We start from the raw sequence: 16,778 nt of genomic DNA, 5'->3' as shown, positions 1-16,778 counted from the left end.
GGAACTGACCGTCCGGGACTGGACCGGAGGCGGCGGGTTTCCGGGCTGCCGGGTCCCTCTCGAACATCGGGCCGGATGCGCATAGCATCCGGCCATGTCCAATGGTCAGTGGTACCCACCCGAGTGGCCCGATCGGATCCGCGCGCTCGCCGACGGCTCCCTCGAGGTGGTGCCCCCGCGGCGGGCCGCGACCGTCATGCTCCTGCGCGACGCCGCCGAGGTCCCCGAAGGCGCCGAGAGCACCCAGGGCACGCAGGTCCACATGCTGCGGCGGCGCACCTCCATGGCGTTCGCGGGCGGCGCGTACGCGTACCCGGGCGGCGGGGTCGACCCCCGCGACCGGACCCCCGTGCGCTGGGCGGGCCCGTCCCCCGCCGACTGGGCGGCCCGCCTCGGGGTCGCGGACCCCGCCGAGGCGCAGGCCGTCGTCTGCGCGGCGGTGCGTGAGACGTACGAGGAGGCGGGGGTCCTGCTCGCGGGGCCGACCGCCGACACCGTCGTCGCGGACACCACGGGCGACGACTGGGAGGCCGACCGGGCGGCCCTGGTGGCCCGGGAGCTGGCCTTCGCGGAGTTCCTCGACCGGCGCGGGCTGGTGCTCCGCTCCGACCTCCTGGGGGCGTGGGCGCGCTGGATCACCCCGGAGTTCGAGCCCCGCCGCTACGACACCTGGTTCTTCGTGGCCGCCCTGCCCGAGGGCCAGCGCACCCGGAACGCCTCCACCGAGGCCGACCGCACGGTGTGGATCCGCCCGGCGGACGCGGCGGCCGGGTACGACCGGGGCGAGCTGCTGATGATGCCCCCGACGATCGCCACCCTGCGCGCCCTCGCGCGGTACGCCGCCACGCCCGCCGCCGCCCTGGCCGCGGCACGGGACCAGGACCTCACCCCCGTCCTTGCCGAGGCGCGCCTGGAAGGAGACCAGGTGATCCTGAGCTGGCCGGGCCACGACGAGTTCACCAAGCGGGTGTCCACGCAGCTGCCGACAGGGGGGCCTTCCGCATGACCGACGCCGCCGCGCTTCCCGGACAGCCGCGCGGAGCCGTGATCTCCGGCCCCGCGACCCGGCGCGCCGTCAACGTGCTCGCGCCCAACCCGTCCGCGATGACCCTCGACGGCACGAACACCTGGATCCTGTCCGAGCCGGACTCCGCGCTCGCCGTGGTCGTCGACCCCGGGCCGCTCCACGACGGCCACCTGTCCCGGGTCGTCGAGACCGCCGAGCGGCTGGGCAAGCGCGTCGCGCTCACGCTCCTCACGCACGGCCACGCCGACCACGCGGAGGGCGCCGCCCGCTTCGCCGAGCTGACCGGGACGCCGGTACGGGCCCTGGACCCGGCGCTGCGCCTCGGCGACGAGGGGCTACGGGCGGGGCAGCTGATCGAGGTCGGGGGCCTGGAACTGAGCGTCGTACCGACGCCCGGGCACACCGCCGACTCGCTCAGCTTCCATCTCCCGGCCGATCGCGCCGTACTGACCGGGGACACCATCCTGGGCCGCGGTACGACGATGGTGGCGCACCCGGACGGCCGTCTCGGCGACTACCTGGACTCGCTGCGGCGGCTTCGCTCGCTGACGGTCGACGACGGGGTCCACACGGTGCTGCCGGGGCACGGGCCGGTGCTGGAGGACGCCCAGGGCGCGGTCGAGTACTACCTGGCCCACCGCGCGAGCCGACTCGCGCAGGTGGAGACGGCCGTCGAGAACGGCTACCGGACCGCGCCGGAGGTCGTGGCGCACGTGTACGCGGACGTGGACCGTTCGCTGTGGCCGGCGGCCGAGCTGTCGGTACGGGCGCAGCTGGAGTACCTGAGCGAGCACGGCCTGATCTGACCCCACACATGTGGGATCGGATACACGACGCACGAAGGGCCGCCCCGCGGATCGCGGGGCGGCCCTTTCGTACGAACGGGGTACCGGTGACGGCTACCGGTGTGGGTCAGCGCGAGCGCTTGGCCAGCCGCTCCACGTCCAGCAGGATCACGGCGCGGGCCTCCAGACGGAGCCAGCCGCGGCCGGCGAAGTCGGCGAGGGCCTTGTTGACCGTCTCGCGGGAGGCGCCGACGAGCTGGGCCAGCTCCTCCTGGGTGAGGTCGTGCACGACGTGGATGCCCTCCTCGGACTGCACGCCGAAGCGGCGCGACAGGTCCAGGAGCGCGCGGGCGACGCGGCCCGGCACGTCGGAGAAGACCAGGTCCGACATCTGGTCGTTGGTCTTCCGCAGGCGCCGCGCGACGGCGCGCAGCAGGGCGCTGGCCACCTCGGGGCGGGCGTTCAGCCAGGGCTGGAGGTCGCCGTGGCCGAGGCCGAGGAGCTTGACCTCGGTCAGCGCGGTGGCGGTGGCGGTGCGCGGGCCCGGGTCGAAGAGGGACAGCTCGCCGATCAGCTCGCCGGGGCCCAGGACGGCGAGCATGTTCTCGCGTCCGTCGGGGGAGGTGCGGTGCAGCTTCACCTTGCCCTCGGTGACCACGTAGAGCCGATCGCCCGGGTCGCCTTCGTGGAAGAGCGCGTCGCCACGGGCGAGCGTCACCTCACTCATCGAGGCGCGGAGCTCCGCGGCCTGCTCGTCATCGAGCGCCGCGAAGAGCGGGGCGCGCCGCAGAACGTCGTCCACGAGTTCTCTCCTATGTCGACCTGCTCAGGGACGTTGGGTGTGGGTCCCATGATGCCGGACGGTAAAACAGTGCGATCAATCACAACAAGTTTGACGCACTGGTACGCGTGTCCGTGCGGCAGGGCCCCGATTGGGTCGTGATCGCCCGTGCCCGGGGCGGATGTCGGTGTCGGCGCTTAGGCTGGCCGGGTGTCCAATTCGCCGGTGAGAGCGCAGGCCAAGGGGGCCGGGAGAGTGTCCGGGGAACAGAATTCCGCTGTGGGCGAACACGCGTCGCCTTCACCGAAAAAATCGACAAAGGCGGGTAAATCGGGCGGTTCGTTGCGAGCGCGTTCGTCCGCCGCGCCAACCGCCGCGTCCAAGCCCGCGCCCAAACCGTCTCGCGCCGCGGCCGGGAAGACCACGGGCAAGGCGGCCGGGAAGACGACCGACAAGACCACGGACAAGGCGGCCGGCAGGACCACGGGTGCGACCACGGGCAAGAGCGAGTCGCGGCTCGCGATGGTGCGGCGGGCCCGCCGCATCAACCGGGAGCTCGCCGAGGTGTATCCGTACGCCCACCCCGAGCTCGACTTCCGCAACCCCTTCGAGCTGCTCGTCGCGACCGTCCTGTCGGCCCAGACGACCGACCTGCGCGTCAACCAGACGACCCCGGCGCTCTTCGCGAAGTACCCGACCCCCGAGGACATGGCCGCCGCCGTCCCCGAGGAGCTGGAGGAGCTGATCCGGCCCACCGGTTTCTTCCGCGCCAAGGCGAAGTCGCTGATCGGGCTCTCCACGGCGCTCAGGGACACCTTCGGCGGCGAGGTCCCCGGCCGCCTGGAGGACCTCGTCACCCTGCCCGGCGTGGGCCGCAAGACCGCCAACGTGGTTTTGGGTAACGCTTTCGGCGTACCGGGCGTCACTGTGGACACCCACTTCGGCCGCCTCGTGCGCCGCTGGAAGTGGACGGAGCAGGAGGACCCGGAGAAGGTCGAGGAGGAGGTCTGCGCGATCTTCCCGAAGTCCGAGTGGACCATGCTGTCCCACCGCGTGATCTTCCACGGCCGCCGGATCTGTCACTCCCGCAAGCCCGCCTGCGGCGCCTGCCCCATCGCGCCGCTGTGCCCGTCGTACGGCGAGGGCGAGACGGACCCGGAGAAGGCGAAGAAGCTGCTGAAGTACGAGATGGGTGGCCTTCCGGGCCAGCGCCTGGCCCCGCCCCCGGACTATCCGGGACGGCCCGCCGCCCCGCTCGCCACGGGCGACGACGAGTGACGGACCGGGTAACGGCCCGAGTGGCAGTCCGCGTCACAGCTCGCGTCACAGAGGGTGAGGGAACGAACCGGGGAGCGGAACACGTTGGGAGAGCCGGGGGTGCCTATGACGCGCGCTGAGCAAGACGCCCGGCAGGAGGGCGTAGGACATGCGGGCCGTACCGGTACGGCCGGCGGAGCCGGTACGGCGGTGGCCGTCAGTGACGACGGCCTGCCCGCGTGGCTCCGGCCCGTCGCCCGCGCGGCCCGCACCATCGCGCCCGAGGAGCTGAGCCGTTTCCTGCCGCCCGAGGAGGGGGGCCGCCAGGCCGCGGTGCTGATCCTCTTCGGGGAGGGCGAGCGCGGCCCCGAGCTGCTCCTCATGGAGCGCGCCGGCAGCCTGCGCTCGCACGCCGGCCAGCCGTCGTTCCCCGGCGGCGCCCTCGACCCCGAGGACGGCGACCCGGCCACCACGGGTCCGCTGCGCGCCGCGCTGCGCGAGGCGGAGGAGGAGACGGGCCTCGACCCCGCCGGCGTACAGATCTTCGGTGTGCTGCCGCGCCTCTACATCCCGGTGAGCGGTTTCGTCGTGACCCCCGTCCTCGGCTGGTGGAGATCCCCGAGCCCGTTCCGCGCCGTCGACCCGGCCGAGACCGCCCGCGTCTTCACGGTGCCCGTGGCGGATCTCACGGACCCGGCCAACCGCGCCACGACCGTCCACCCCAGCGGCCACCGCGGGCCGGCGTTCCTGGTCGCATCCGCCCTCGTGTGGGGCTTCACCGCCGGCGTCATCGACCGCATCCTCCACTTCGCCGGATGGGAGCGCCCCTGGGACCGGACCAGGCAGGTCCCGCTCGACTGGCGCTCATGACAGGCTGATGACTCCGCTCCGAGGCCGGCCGGGGTGGCCGGAGACGAATCTGCGAGGCTAATGACGGTGAACGTGCTGGACATCCTGTTGCTGGTCGCCGCCGTCTGGTTCGCGATCGTTGGCTACCGCCAGGGTTTCGTCGTCGGAATCCTGTCGGTGATCGGCTTCCTCGGCGGCGGCCTCGTCGCGGTCTACCTGCTTCCGCTCGCCTGGGGACCGCTGACGGGCGACGCCAAGGTCTCGACGACCGCCGCGATCGTCGCCGTCGTCATCGTCATCGTCTGTGCCTCCGTGGGCCAGGCCTTCACCACCCACCTCGGCAACAAGCTCCGCCGGCACATCACCTGGTCGCCCGCCCGCGCCCTGGACGCCACCGGCGGCGCCCTCGTCAACGTGGTGGCGATGCTGCTGGTGGCGTGGCTGCTCGGCTCCCTCCTCGCCCCCACCACCCTGCCGACCATCGGCAAGGAGGTGCGCGGCTCCAAGGTGCTGCTCGGAGTCGACCGGGTGCTGCCCGACCAGGCCGACACCTGGTTCGACGACTTCCGCTCCGTACTGGCGCAGAACGGCTTCCCGCAGGTCTTCAGCCCGTTCTCCAACGAGCCCATCACCGAGGTCCGCCCGCCGGACCCGGCGCTCGCGGGCAGCCCGGTGGCGGCCCGCGCCCAGAAGTCCATCGTCAAGGTCGTCGGTACGGCCCAGGGGTGCGGCAAGGTCCTCGAAGGGACCGGCTTCGTCTTCGCCGAGCGCCGTGTGATGACCAACGCCCACGTGGTGGGCGGGGTCGACGAACCGACCGTCCAGATAGGCGGTCAGGGACGGCTGTACGACGCGCGGGTGGTCCTGTACGACTGGCAGCGCGACATCGCCGTACTGGACGTACCGGACCTGCAGGCGACGCCGCTGCAGTTCACGGACACGGACGCGCGGAGCGGGGACGGCGCGATCGTCGCGGGCTTCCCGGAGAACGGCGCGTACGACGTCCGCTCCGCGCGCGTCCGCGGCCGGATCAACGCCAATGGCCCGGACATCTACCACCGCGACGAGGTGCGCCGCGATGTGTACTCGCTCTTCGCGACCGTCCGCCAGGGCAACTCCGGCGGCCCGCTGCTCACCCCGGAGGGCAAGGTCTACGGAGTCATCTTCGCGAGGTCCCTGGACGACGTGAACACCGGTTACGCCCTGACGGTCGACGAGATCCGCGAGGACATCGAGCGCGGCCGCACCGCCAACCAGCAGGTCGACAGCCAGGCCTGCGCGCTCTGAGACGGACTGCCGGGCTCAACCGTCCAGCTGAGCCCGGCGTTCAACCGTCCGGTTCGCGCACGCGCCCGGCGCCGGCCGAGCCCGGCGCTCAACCGCCCGGCCGAGCCCGGCAGTCCGTCGGTCCGCCAGTCCGGCTCAGTCGCGGGGATGCCGCAGCCGGGCCGAGACCCAGCGGGCACGGCGGCGCAGGATGAGCGAGATCCCGAGGCGGGGATCGGGCCCCTGGCCCTGCGGGCCGCTCCTCTGCGGGTTCGGCGCGGAAGCCGAGGCCGAGACCGAGCGGCGGTTGCGTGCTGCGTCAGCGTAGTCGTGCGTCCAGCCCATACCCGGACCTCTGCCCGGGCCCCAAGGTCGGTAACCGCTCGCGGCGCCGCCAATCGGCCTATGCGCGAGGCATTTGGCTGTTCGTAGGACAACCGTTCCCTCGTATTTCCGGTGCAACGTCCTACCGGTCGGGCTCGGGGTCCTTCAGCCAGTTGACGAGCTCCGTCGAGAAGGCCACCGGATCCTCCTCGTGCGGGAAGTGACCCAGCCCCTCGAAGAGTCTCCAGCGGTACGGCGCTTCCACGTACTCGCCCGAACCGGCCGCGCTGCGCGTCCGCATCACCGGGTCCAGCGCGCCGTGCAGGTGCAGCGTCGGCACCCGCACCGGCCGCTTCATGCGCCGGTTGAACTGGATGCCGTCCGGCCGGGCCAGCGACCGAACCATCCACCGGTACGGCTCGATCGAGCAGTGCGCCGTCGACGGGATGGTCATCGCCCGCCGGTACGCGGCGATCGCGTCCTCGTCCGGTTCGTCTGCCCCCGGCCCCGACCAGTCCCGGATCAGCCGGCCGACCAACGCCGCGTCGTCCGCGACGAGCTGACGCTCGGGCAGCCACGGCCGCTGGAAGCCCCATACGTACGCGTTGGCGCGGGTCTGCGCGAAGTCGGAGAGCATCGCCGAGCGCCACCGGCGGGGATGCGGCATGGAGGACACCGCCAGGCGCCGCACCAGCTTGGGCCGCATCACCGCCGCCGTCCACGCCAGGTAGCCGCCGAGGTCGTGCCCGACCAGCGCGGCGTCCGGCTCGCCCAGCGAACGCACCACACCGGTGATGTCGAGGGCCAGGTTGGCGGGGTCGTAACCGCGCGGCGTACGGTCGCTGCCGCCCACGCCCCGCAGGTCCATCGCCACGGCGCGGAAACCGGCGTCGGCGAGCGCCGGCAGCTGGTGGCGCCAGGTCCACCAGAACTGCGGGAAGCCGTGCAGCAGCAGCACCAGCGGCCCGTCGCCCATCTCGGCGATGTGGAAGCGCGCCCCATTGGCGGCCACGTCCCTGTGTGTCCAGGGACCATCAATCCGTACGGGACTGCTGCCAGGGCTGCCCGTGCTGCCCGCGCTGCTTTCAGGGACCGTCATGCGGACGAGCGTGCCACAACCTCGGCCTCACCCTTGACCGGAAGGGCGGGGGCGCCCGCGCCGCGCGGGTGCGGCTTGGCGTTGCCCAGCACCGCCGCCGACCGCTTCGCGGAGGCGATGGACCGCTCCGGCGGCTTGACCTTCTTGAACTTCGACACGGCCAGCAGCGCCGCCAGCGCCGCCAGTACCAGGTACGCGCCGCCCACGATCAGAAAGGACCACGCGAGGCCCAGTCCCAGGTTGTGGATGCCGTATGCGGCCGCGAAGCTCAGCACCGGCAGCGAGAAGAGCGCGAACACGCCCGCGATGCTGAGGGCCGCACCGCCCATCGCGCCGCGCTTGACGTCCTGACGCAGTTCGGCCTTGGCCAGCGCGATCTCGTCGTGCACGAGCGCGGACAGCTCGGTGGTCGCCGAAGCGACCAGTTGGCCGAGGCTGCGGTCCGTGCCAGCCGCGCCGAATGCACCGTTGCCGGCGGGGTTGCTCATCGTCTCGCTCCCTCTTCTCTCCTACGGTCCGACCTCAGATCATGCCGGACCGTCGCCGTCCCTGCGCGTTGCCCCCGCCACTTCGGCCTCTGCGGCGGCCGCTTCGGCCGCCCGCCGCCGGTGGTCGGCGGCCTTCTTCTCGTACAGCTCGGCCATTCTCAGGTGGTACGCGGGGTCCCCGATCTCGTACACGTCCGGCACACCGCTGAGGTCCTCGTCGCGCTCCTCCTCCTCGAGCAGCGCCTGGTACCTGCGCACCCGCAGCTTCAGCAGGACCGAGGCGAGTACGGCGGCGATGAGGGAGCCCATCAGGACCGCCGCCTTGACCTCGTCGGTCTGCGCCGCGTCCCCGGCGAAGGCGAGCTCGCCGATGAGGAGCGAGACGGTGAAGCCGATCCCGGCGAGCGTGGCGACGGCGAAGAGGTCCGCCCAGGCCAGGTCCTCGTTGAGCGACGCCCTGGTGAAGCGGGCGGTCAGCCACGTACCGCCGAAGATGCCGACGGCCTTGCCGATCACCAGGCCGAGCACCACACCGAGCGTCACGGGCTGGGTGAAGACGTCGCCCAGCGCGTCGCCGGAGACGGACACCCCCGCCGAGAACAGTGCGAACAGCGGCACGGCCAGGCCGGCCGACACCGGGCGCACCAGGTGCTCGATGTGCTCGCCGGGGGAGTGCTCCTCGCCCTCGCGGCGCAGGCAGCGCAGCATCAGGCCCATGGCGACGCCGGCGATGGTGGCGTGGACGCCGCTGTTGTACATCAGGCCCCAGATGACGAGCGCCAGCGGTACGTACACGTACCAGCCGCGTACGCCCTTGCGCAGCAGGAACCAGAAGACGACGAGGCCGGCGACCGCGCCGCCGAGCGCCGCGAAGTTCAGGTCGTCGGTGAAGAAGACCGCGATGATCAGGATCGCGAAGAGGTCGTCGACGACGGCGAGCGTGAGGAGGAAGGCGCGCAGCGCGGACGGCAGCGAGGTGCCGATGACCGCCAGGACGGCGAGGGCGAAGGCGATGTCGGTGGCGGTGGGCACGGCCCATCCGGCGAGGGAGCCGCCGCCCGCGGCGTTGGTCACGACGTAGACGAGGGCGGGGGCGATCATGCCGCAGAGCGCGGCGACCACGGGCAGGGCGGCGGCCTTCGGGTCGCGCAGTTCACCCGCGACGAGTTCGCGCTTGAGCTCGACACCGGCGACGAAGAAGAAGATCGCGAGCAGGCCGTCGGCGGCCCAGTGCTGGAGGGAGAGGTTCAGGCCGAGCGCGGCCGGGCCTATGTGGAAGTCGCGGACCGTCTCGTAGCTCGCGCTGATCGGGGTGTTCGCCCAGACCAGGGCGGCGATGGCGGCGAGCAGGAGGAGGACGCCGCCGACGGTCTCGGCGCGCAGCGCGTCCGCGACGAACGTCCGCTCGGGGAAGGGCAGCCGATCGAGGAACTTCCGGGCGGCGGACGGGGGTGCGGGGGAGTGGGACGGCTGGGGCGCGGCCACGGGGGACCTCCGGTCGGTACGGCGGCGGGCAGGACGAAACACCTGCCGACCAGACTTCCCGGCGCACCCTTTATCGCTTTGTTGACGTGATCCTTACCCTAACGCGTGCATGCGAAGAGGGCACCCGGCGCGGACGGTGCGCCGAGTGCCCTCCTGCTGCCCGCTGTGTGCCGGGTCAGTCCTCGCTGGAGGCGGCGGGCAGCTTGGACTGGATCAGCTCCATGACGGACGAGTCGGTCAGGGTGGTGACGTCACCCAGCTCCCGGTTCTCCGCCACGTCGCGCAGCAGACGACGCATGATCTTGCCGGAGCGGGTCTTGGGCAGCTCGGCGACCGGGAGGATCCGCTTCGGCTTGGCGATCGGGCCGAGGGTGGCGCCCACGTGGTTGCGCAGGTCGGCGACGAGGGTGTCGTCCTCGCTCGCGGTGCCGCGCAGGATCACGAACGCGACGATGGCCTGGCCGGTCGTCTCGTCGGCCGCGCCGACGACCGCCGCCTCGGCGACCTTCGGGTGCGAGACGAGCGCGGACTCGACCTCGGTGGTGGAGATGTTGTGGCCGGAGACGAGCATGACGTCGTCCACCCGGCCGAGCAGCCAGATGTCGCCGTCGTCGTCCTTCTTGGCACCGTCGCCGGCGAAGTACCTGCCCTCGAACCGCGACCAGTAGGTGTCGGTGAAGCGCTGGTCGTCGCCCCAGATGGTGCGGAGCATGGACGGCCACGGCTCGGTCAGGACGAGGTAGCCGCCTCCGCCGTTGGGTACTTCGTTCGCGTCGTCGTCGACGACGGTGGCGGAGATGCCGGGCAGCGGGCGCTGGGCCGAGCCGGGCTTGGTCTCGGTGACGCCCGGCAGCGGCGAGATCATCATCGCGCCGGTCTCGGTCTGCCACCAGGTGTCCACGATCGGCGTCTTGCCGGCGCCGATGTTCTCCCGGTACCAGATCCACGCCTCCGGGTTGATCGGCTCGCCGACCGACCCGAGCACGCGGAGGCTGGACAGGTCGAACTTGGCGGGGATGTCGTCGCCCCACTTCATGAACGTACGGATCGCGGTCGGCGCGGTGTAGAGGATCGTGACCCCGTACTTCTGCACGATCTCCCAGAACCGGCCCTGGTGCGGCGTGTCCGGCGTGCCCTCGTACATGACCTGCGTCGCGCCGTTGGCCAGCGGCCCGTAGACGATGTACGAGTGGCCCGTCACCCAGCCGATGTCGGCGGTGCACCAGTAGACGTCGGTCTCCGGCTTGAGGTCGAAGACGGCGTGGTGCGTGTAGGCCGCCTGGGTGAGGTAGCCGCCGGAGGTGTGCAGGATGCCCTTGGGCTTCCCGGTCGTGCCGGAGGTGTAGAGGATGAAGAGCGGGTGCTCGGCGTCGAACGCCTCGGGCGTGTGCTCGGTCGACTGGCGGCCCACGACGTCGTGCCACCACAGGTCGCGGCCCTCGGTGAAGGCGGTGTCCTGGCCGGTACGGCGGACCACGAGCACATGCTCCACCTGCGGGCACCTGGTCACGGCTTCGTCGATGGCCGGCTTCAGCGCGGACGGCTTGCCGCGCCGGTAGCCGCCGTCGGCGGTGATGACCAGCTTGGCGTCGGCGTCCTGGATACGGGACGCGACGGCGTCGGCCGAGAAGCCGCCGAAGACGACGGAGTGCGCGGCGCCGATGCGGGCGCAGGCCAGCATCGCGACGGCGGCCTCGGGGATCATCGGCATGTACACCGCGACCCGGTCCCCCTTGCGGACCCCGAGCTCGGTCAGCGCGTTGGCCGCCTTGGACACCTCGTCCTTGAGCTGGGCGTAGGTCAGAGCCCGGCTGTCGCCCGGCTCGCCTTCGAAGTGGATGGCGACGCGGTCGCCGTGACCCGCCTCGACATGGCGGTCCACACAGTTGTACGCGACGTTGAGCTTGCCGTCGGCGAACCACTTCGCGAAGGGCGGGTTGGACCAGTCGAGGGTCTCCGTCGGCTCGGTGGCCCAGCTCAGTCGCCGCGCCTGCTCGGCCCAGAACCCGAGCCTGTCCGCCTTGGCCTGCTCGTACGCGTCCGCCGTCACATTGGCGTTCGCGGCCAGCTCGGCGGGCGGAGCGAAGCGCCGCTCCTCCTTCAGCAGGTTGGCCAAGCTCTCGTTGCTCACGACATCTCCCATTCCCAGGGCGTCCGATGTGTCCCAGCCCATACCTCATCAGCCCGGTGCCCGGGATGACAAGGGTTTCCCGAGCATTGGTTTAGACCTGTTGGTGTCTGAGGCGGGGCGTCGGTGTGGTTCCCCTTCCCCGGGCGGCGGGGAGGAGGAACCACACCGACGTGCACGGCCGCCGGCCGCCGGAGGTTCACCCGGCGGGGCCGTGGCCCTGCCCCTGGCCATGGCGGAGCGCCACCGGAACGGGACCGGTCATGCCGGTGCTTCCTCCCGGCGCGTGGCGGTCACGGGGTCGAAGACCTCGTCGAACCCGTCCGAGCCCGACAGCAGGTACGCCTGCGCCTCGCCGACGTGGAAGTACATGCCGTGGAGCTCCAGCGTTCCCTCGGCCAGCCGGCGTGCCACCGACTCGTGGGCCTTCAGGTGCTCCAGCTGCTGGACCACGTTGGTCAGGCACAGCTGCTCGACCGCGTCCGCCGGCAGACGGCCGGAGAGCCGCGCCCAGGTGCGGTGCTTGCTCTTCATACGGTCCACGCTCGGCTGCGCGTGCCGCAGCCAGCGCCGCAGCGGAGTTTGCGCCGCCTGCGAGGTCCCGGGCGGGGCGTTCAGCAGCGTCTGCATCGCGCCGCAGCCGGAGTGGCCGCACACGGTGATGGACTGCACCTGCAGCACGTCGACCGCGTACTCGATCGCGGCCGCCACCGAGTCGTCCCCGGACTCCTCCCCCGGCAACGGCACCAGGTTGCCCACGTTCCGCACGGTGAACAGATCGCCCGGCCCGCTCGCCGTGATCATGCTGGTCACCAGACGGGAGTCGGCGCAGGTGAGGAAGAGCTGCGATGGCCGCTGCCCGTCGCGCGCGAGCCGCGCCAGCTCGTCCCGCACCAGCGGGGCGGTGTTGCGCTGGAAGGAGCTGAGCCCGCTGGCCAGTTGGCAGCCGGTCGGACCCGACGCGTCCGCCACGGTGCCCGCCGGCTCGGGCCGGTCGGTATCCGGGTGCTCGCCGCAGTGGTGGTTGCGCCACGCGGTCCAGGGCCGGCAGCAGGCGTCCGTACCCGAGCCGAGCTCCCCGATCCGCACCCCGGAACGCCCGGCCACCTCGACCTGCCCGCCCCGCGCCAGGTGCGTCATCTGCCAGTCCTGCAGCGTTTCGTAGGCCGCGTGGTCCATGAAGGACCCGTCCAGCTCGACGACGACGTACGCGCCCTGCGGGATCTGGTGCAGCGCCCGGCTCAGCCGGGGCACGGCGAGGAACGTCAACTGCCCGCGCACCCGCACCCGCACGGCGTCGTCCTTGCTCTTCACGGTGATGCGGGTCTTGGACAGCCGGTGCAGCGCGAGGCCCGTGGCCGTCACGATGCCGAGCGCCACGCCCTCCAGGATGCCGATCAGCACGACACCGGCCACCGTCACCGCGTAGACGATGACCTCGCGGTGGCGGGTGACGCTGCGGATGTGGGTGATGCTGACCATCTGGATGCCGACGATCATCACGAGCGCGGCGAGCGCCGGCAGCGGAATCAGGTCCAGGACGGGCACGAGGAAGAGGGCGGCCAGCACCACCCAGAGGCCGTGCAGCATCGTGGAGTTGCGGCTGATGGCGCCCGCCGACACGTTGGCGACGCTGCGCACCGCGACACCGGCGACCGGCAGACCCCCCAGAGCCCCGGAGACGATGTTCGCCGCTCCCTGCCCGGCCAGCTCGCGGTCGAGGTTCGAGCGCGGCACATGGACCTTGGGCTCCTTGCGGGCGGCCACCAGCTTGTCGACGGCCACGGCGGAGAGCAGGGACTGGACACTGGTGACGAGCGCGATGGTCAGTACGCCGGCGGCGATGCCGAGCGCCGGCCCCTCGGGCAACCCGGGCAGGGCGTGACTGCTCCAGGAGGGCAGGTCCACGCGCGGCACGCGCATCCCGGAGACGACGGCCAGCAGCGTCGCCGCCGCCACGGCGGCCAACGCGGCGGGCACCTTCCGCAGGAGCCGGCCGGCGGTACCCGGGATCCGTGGCCACAGCAGCAGGAGAACGATGGTGAGGGCGCTTACGGACAGCCCTGCCAGATGGAGGTCCAGCAACTGGGCGGGCAGGCCGAGGGCGTTGTCCACGGCCGAGCTCTGCGGCGTACCGCCGAGGACGACATGGAGCTGGGCCAGGGCGATCGTCGTCCCGATGCCCGCCACCATGCCGTGCACGATCGCCGGGGAGACGGCCAGCGCGGAACGGGCCACGCGCAGCGTGGCAAGGCCGAGTTGACCGATTCCCGCGAGGACGGTGATCGCGCAGGTGGTGCGCCAGCCGTACTTCTGGATCAACTCGGCGGTGACGAGGGTCAGTCCGGCGGCCGGTCCGCTCACCTGGAGCGGCGAACCGCCGAGCCGGCCGACGACGATGCCGCCGACCGCGGCCGCGACCAGGCCGGCCTGGAGCGGCGCGCCGGTGGCGAGCGCGATGCCGAGGGAGAGCGGCAGCGCGATGAGGAAGACGACGATGGACGCGGACAGGTCGTTACCCGCGATGTGGAACCGGCCGCGGAGGCGGGACCGGCGCGGCGCGCGGAACCGGCCGTCGCCGGGCGGGCTGTGGGGTTGCTGGGGTGGGGATGGTGCGTCACCGTCCGCGCTGGACGTACGGCCAGAACGGGACAGGCGCGGGGGGATGCAGGCGGTCATGGTTCCCATGTCCTCCGGGGCGGCGCGGTCGCGGTACGTGCGAATCGAACGAACGTGTGGGGGTCGCGGCCGTGTGTCACGGCGGCCGTGGGCTACGGCGCTAAGTAGCGGGTTTGCCAACTCTCAGTAAATTGATCGTAATGCAGAGTAAAGATTCAGGCATGACTTTCGGGGCAAATAGTGCAGTGATTCACCTGATTCAGTGATTAATCGTTCTAGTACGGCTTGTCATACATTCACACTCACGCCCGCGATGCGAGGTTGACGGCGCTCTCACCAGACCCCTGGGCCCCTGGGAGCACTCGCAAGCACCCGTAAGCACAGAAGGGCGGGCGGATGATGGCCGTCACGAAGAGGTTCACTGTCGGTACGGCCGCGGCCGCTGCCGCGACCGCGGCGGCGCTCGTCGCCGGGCTGACCGGATGCGGCGGCTCCGATGAGGCCGCCCGCACCGAGGGCGCCCCCGGCCCGAAGAAGGCGGCGGCCCCCAAGAACACGGTCCGGCTCATCGGTGACGGCTCCACGGCCTTCACCGGCGCCCAGCCCGGCCTGCGCAAGGCGGAGCGCCTGAAGCCCGGTCAACGGCCGCCGCAGTTCGTCGTCTTCTCCTGGGACGGCGCCGGCGAGGACAGCCAGAAGCTGTTCTCGCACTTCCGCAAGGTGGGCAAGAAGTACGGCGCGACGATGACGTACTTCCTCAGCGGCGTCTACCTGCTGCCGGAGGAGAAGGCGGCGCTCTACGACCCACCCGGACACGCGCCCGGCCGCTCCGACATCGGCTTCAACGACCGCGAGGGCATCCGCGACACCGTGCGCCAGCTGCGCGGCGCCTGGCAGGAGGGCAACGAGATCGGCACCCACTTCAACGGCCACTTCTGCGGGCCGGAGACAGGGGTGGGCACCTGGTCGGTCGACGACTGGAAGAGCGAGATCGCCCAGGCCAAGGCCTTCGTCAAGAACTGGAAGACCAACTCCGGCCTCACCGCGGAGCAGCCACTGCCGTTCGACTACGACAAGGAGCTCATCGGCGCCCGTACCCCCTGCCTGGAGGGCCGGGAGAACTTCGTACGCGCCGCGAGCGAGCTGGGCTGGCGCTACGACACCAGCGGCATCAACAACCAGATCTGGCCGGAGAAGGAGGGCGGGCTCTGGGACCTGGGCCTGCAGATGATCCCCGTCCCGGGGCGGCAGTTCGAGACGCTGTCGATGGACTACAACTTCATGGTCAACCAGTCCGGTACCGCCAAGGGCGCCCCCTCGATGCACGCCTACTGGGGCGACCAGTTCCGCGACGGCATGCTTCAGGCCTTCGACCGCGCGTACCACGGAAACCGTGCTCCGCTGATCATCGGCAACCACTTCGAGTCGTGGAACGGCGGCACGTACATGCGCGCCGTCGAGGAGACGATCGCGCAGGTCTGCGGCCGGCAGGAGGTGCGCTGCGTCTCCTTCCGGCAGCTCGCCGACTGGCTGGACGCGCAGGACCCCGCCGTACTGGCGAAGCTGCGCACCCTGAAGGTCGGGGAGGCGCCGAAGGGCGGCTGGGCGGAGTTCCTCGCCGCCCGCCCGGCCGCCCCGGCGGCCTCACCCGTCAAGGCCCGTCAGGCGGGCTGAACGGCGCCGATCCCCTCACGCAGGACGAAGGCGGGGTCGACCTGGGCCGCCAGGTCGGCGCCCGTCTTCGCGTTGCCCCAGCTTTCGGCGTTCTTGAGGTGGAAGTGCACCATTTGGCGCGTGTAGCGCTCCCAGTCGCGGTGCCCGTACGCGTCCGCCACCGCCCGGTGGAGCGTCCGCAGTGCCGCCTGGTTGTCGGACTCCAGCAGCTCGAACCGGGCCGGACGGCCCTTCTCCATCGCGCGCACCCAGTCGGAGTGGCCGACCGTCACCAGCAGGTCGTCGCCGACCTCCTCGCGCAGGAAGTCCACGTCGTCCAGGCCCTGCACCTTGTTGCCGACGACCCGCAGTGCGACGCCGAAGTCGCGGGCGTACTCCTTGTACTGGCGGTAGACGGACACACCCTTGCGGGTCGGCTCGGCCACCAGGAACGTCATGTCGAAGCGGGTGAACATGCCGGACGCGAAGGAGTCCGAGCCGGCCGTCATGTCGACGACCACGTACTCGTCGGGTCCGTCGACCAGGTGGTTGAGACACAGCTCCACCGCCCCGACCTTCGAGTGGTAGCAGGCGACCCCGAGGTCCGTCTCGGTGAAGGGGCCCGTCGCCATCAGCCTGATCTCCCCGTGGTCCAGCCGTACGGGGCGGGCGCAGGCGTCGTAGACGGGGTTGTCCTCGCGGACCCGCAGCAGGCGCGAACCTTCGCCCGGCGGGGTGGTCTTGATCATCGTCTCGGCGGACGCGATCCGGGGATTCGCACCCCGCAGGTACTCCTTGATCAGGGGCAGGTGCGCACCCATCGCGGGCAGCGCGGCGGCCTCGGACTCGTCCAGACCGAGCGCGGTGCCCAGGTGCTGGTTGATGTCGGCGTCGACGGCGATGACGGGTGAACCGGTGGTGGCGAGGTGGCGGATGAAGAGCGAGGACAGCGTGGTCTTGCCGCTGCCGCCCTTCCCAACGAAAGCGATCTTCATATTCATATAGGGTAGCGGTGGG

14 protein-coding genes are annotated in these 16,778 nt (G+C 71.5%); 6 read left to right on the top strand and 8 right to left on the bottom strand.

Translation table 11 applies throughout. The features are described from left to right. Positions 1–94 precede the first annotated feature (94 nt). Together AB0A69_RS24820 and AB0A69_RS24815 are read left to right on the top strand one after the other, a co-directional pair. Positions 95–1,006 carry an NUDIX hydrolase gene (locus AB0A69_RS24820; protein ID WP_361426020.1) on the top strand — a complete coding sequence of 304 codons (912 nt, stop codon included), beginning with the start codon at positions 95–97 and terminating at the stop codon, positions 1,004–1,006. After that, positions 1,003–1,833 (top strand): MBL fold metallo-hydrolase, encoded by an 831-nt coding sequence (locus AB0A69_RS24815; RefSeq protein WP_361426017.1) that lies wholly within the window; start codon positions 1,003–1,005, stop codon positions 1,831–1,833. The genes AB0A69_RS24820 and AB0A69_RS24815 overlap by 4 nt, the downstream gene beginning before the upstream one ends. A 106-nt stretch (positions 1,834–1,939) precedes the next feature. Here AB0A69_RS24815 and AB0A69_RS24810 read toward each other — a convergent pair whose 3' ends face one another. Beyond that, complete coding sequence (locus AB0A69_RS24810) at positions 1,940–2,614, bottom strand: Crp/Fnr family transcriptional regulator (protein WP_010473292.1); 675 nt, start codon at positions 2,612–2,614, stop codon at positions 1,940–1,942. 321 nt (positions 2,615–2,935) lie between these two features. On the opposite strand from AB0A69_RS24810, the gene nth reads away from it, so the two are divergent. From nth to AB0A69_RS24795, 3 genes are all read left to right on the top strand, one after another. Beyond that, positions 2,936–3,871, top strand: a complete 936-nt coding sequence (nth, locus tag AB0A69_RS24805) for an endonuclease III (protein ID WP_361426014.1) — start codon at positions 2,936–2,938, stop codon at positions 3,869–3,871. A gap of 189 nt (positions 3,872–4,060) precedes the next feature. Next, positions 4,061–4,720 carry a CoA pyrophosphatase gene (locus AB0A69_RS24800; protein ID WP_361426011.1) on the top strand — a complete coding sequence of 220 codons (660 nt, stop codon included), beginning with the start codon at positions 4,061–4,063 and terminating at the stop codon, positions 4,718–4,720. A 66-nt stretch (positions 4,721–4,786) separates the two neighbouring features. Beyond that, positions 4,787–5,986 carry a MarP family serine protease gene (locus tag AB0A69_RS24795; RefSeq protein WP_361426008.1) on the top strand — a complete coding sequence of 400 codons (1,200 nt, stop codon included), beginning with the start codon at positions 4,787–4,789 and terminating at the stop codon, positions 5,984–5,986. A 135-nt stretch (positions 5,987–6,121) separates the two neighbouring features. Here AB0A69_RS24795 and AB0A69_RS24790 read toward each other — a convergent pair whose 3' ends face one another. The 6 genes from AB0A69_RS24790 to AB0A69_RS24765 all read right to left on the bottom strand — a co-directional run bounded on the left by AB0A69_RS24790 (position 6,122) and on the right by AB0A69_RS24765 (position 14,168). After that, positions 6,122–6,310: a hypothetical protein gene (locus tag AB0A69_RS24790; RefSeq protein ID WP_361426005.1), complete on the bottom strand. Its 189-nt coding sequence runs from the start codon at positions 6,308–6,310 to the stop codon at positions 6,122–6,124. 121 nt (positions 6,311–6,431) lie between these two features. Further along, positions 6,432–7,388 carry an alpha/beta hydrolase gene (locus AB0A69_RS24785; protein WP_361426002.1) on the bottom strand — a complete coding sequence of 319 codons (957 nt, stop codon included), beginning with the start codon at positions 7,386–7,388 and terminating at the stop codon, positions 6,432–6,434. After that, on the bottom strand, positions 7,385–7,876 hold the full coding sequence (locus AB0A69_RS24780) for a phage holin family protein (RefSeq protein WP_361425999.1): 492 nt from the start codon (positions 7,874–7,876) through the stop codon (positions 7,385–7,387). Before AB0A69_RS24780 ends, AB0A69_RS24785 begins: the two co-directional genes overlap by 4 nt. Positions 7,877–7,915: 39 nt before the next feature. After that, on the bottom strand, positions 7,916–9,361 hold the full coding sequence (gene nhaA, locus AB0A69_RS24775; RefSeq protein WP_361425996.1) for a Na+/H+ antiporter NhaA: 1,446 nt from the start codon (positions 9,359–9,361) through the stop codon (positions 7,916–7,918). A gap of 175 nt (positions 9,362–9,536) precedes the next feature. Then, positions 9,537–11,534, bottom strand: coding sequence for an acetate--CoA ligase (gene acs / locus AB0A69_RS24770; RefSeq protein ID WP_361425993.1), 1,998 nt, complete (start codon positions 11,532–11,534; stop codon positions 9,537–9,539). Between the two features lie 216 nt (positions 11,535–11,750). Then, on the bottom strand, positions 11,751–14,168 hold the full coding sequence (locus AB0A69_RS24765; protein WP_361425990.1) for a bifunctional SulP family inorganic anion transporter/carbonic anhydrase: 2,418 nt from the start codon (positions 14,166–14,168) through the stop codon (positions 11,751–11,753). Positions 14,169–14,504: 336 nt separating this feature from the next. Between AB0A69_RS24765 and AB0A69_RS24760 the strand changes: the two genes are divergently transcribed. Then, the gene (locus tag AB0A69_RS24760) at positions 14,505–15,782 is read left to right on the top strand and encodes a hypothetical protein (RefSeq protein ID WP_361425987.1); all 1,278 of its coding nucleotides are present in this window, start codon (positions 14,505–14,507) and stop codon (positions 15,780–15,782) included. Here AB0A69_RS24760 and AB0A69_RS24755 read toward each other — a convergent pair. Further along, a complete protein-coding gene (locus tag AB0A69_RS24755) occupies positions 15,770–16,762 on the bottom strand; it encodes an ATP-binding protein (protein ID WP_361425984.1) in 993 nt (330 codons plus the stop codon). The genes AB0A69_RS24760 and AB0A69_RS24755 overlap by 13 nt on opposite strands. Positions 16,763–16,778 lie beyond the last annotated feature (16 nt).

The organism is Streptomyces sp. NPDC045431, from assembly GCF_040646655.1.
In the GTDB taxonomy this organism is placed as follows: Bacteria; Actinomycetota; Actinomycetes; order Streptomycetales; family Streptomycetaceae; genus Streptomyces.
Note: the sequence above shows the minus strand (reverse complement) of the source record. Positions and strands in the feature narration are given on the sequence as shown.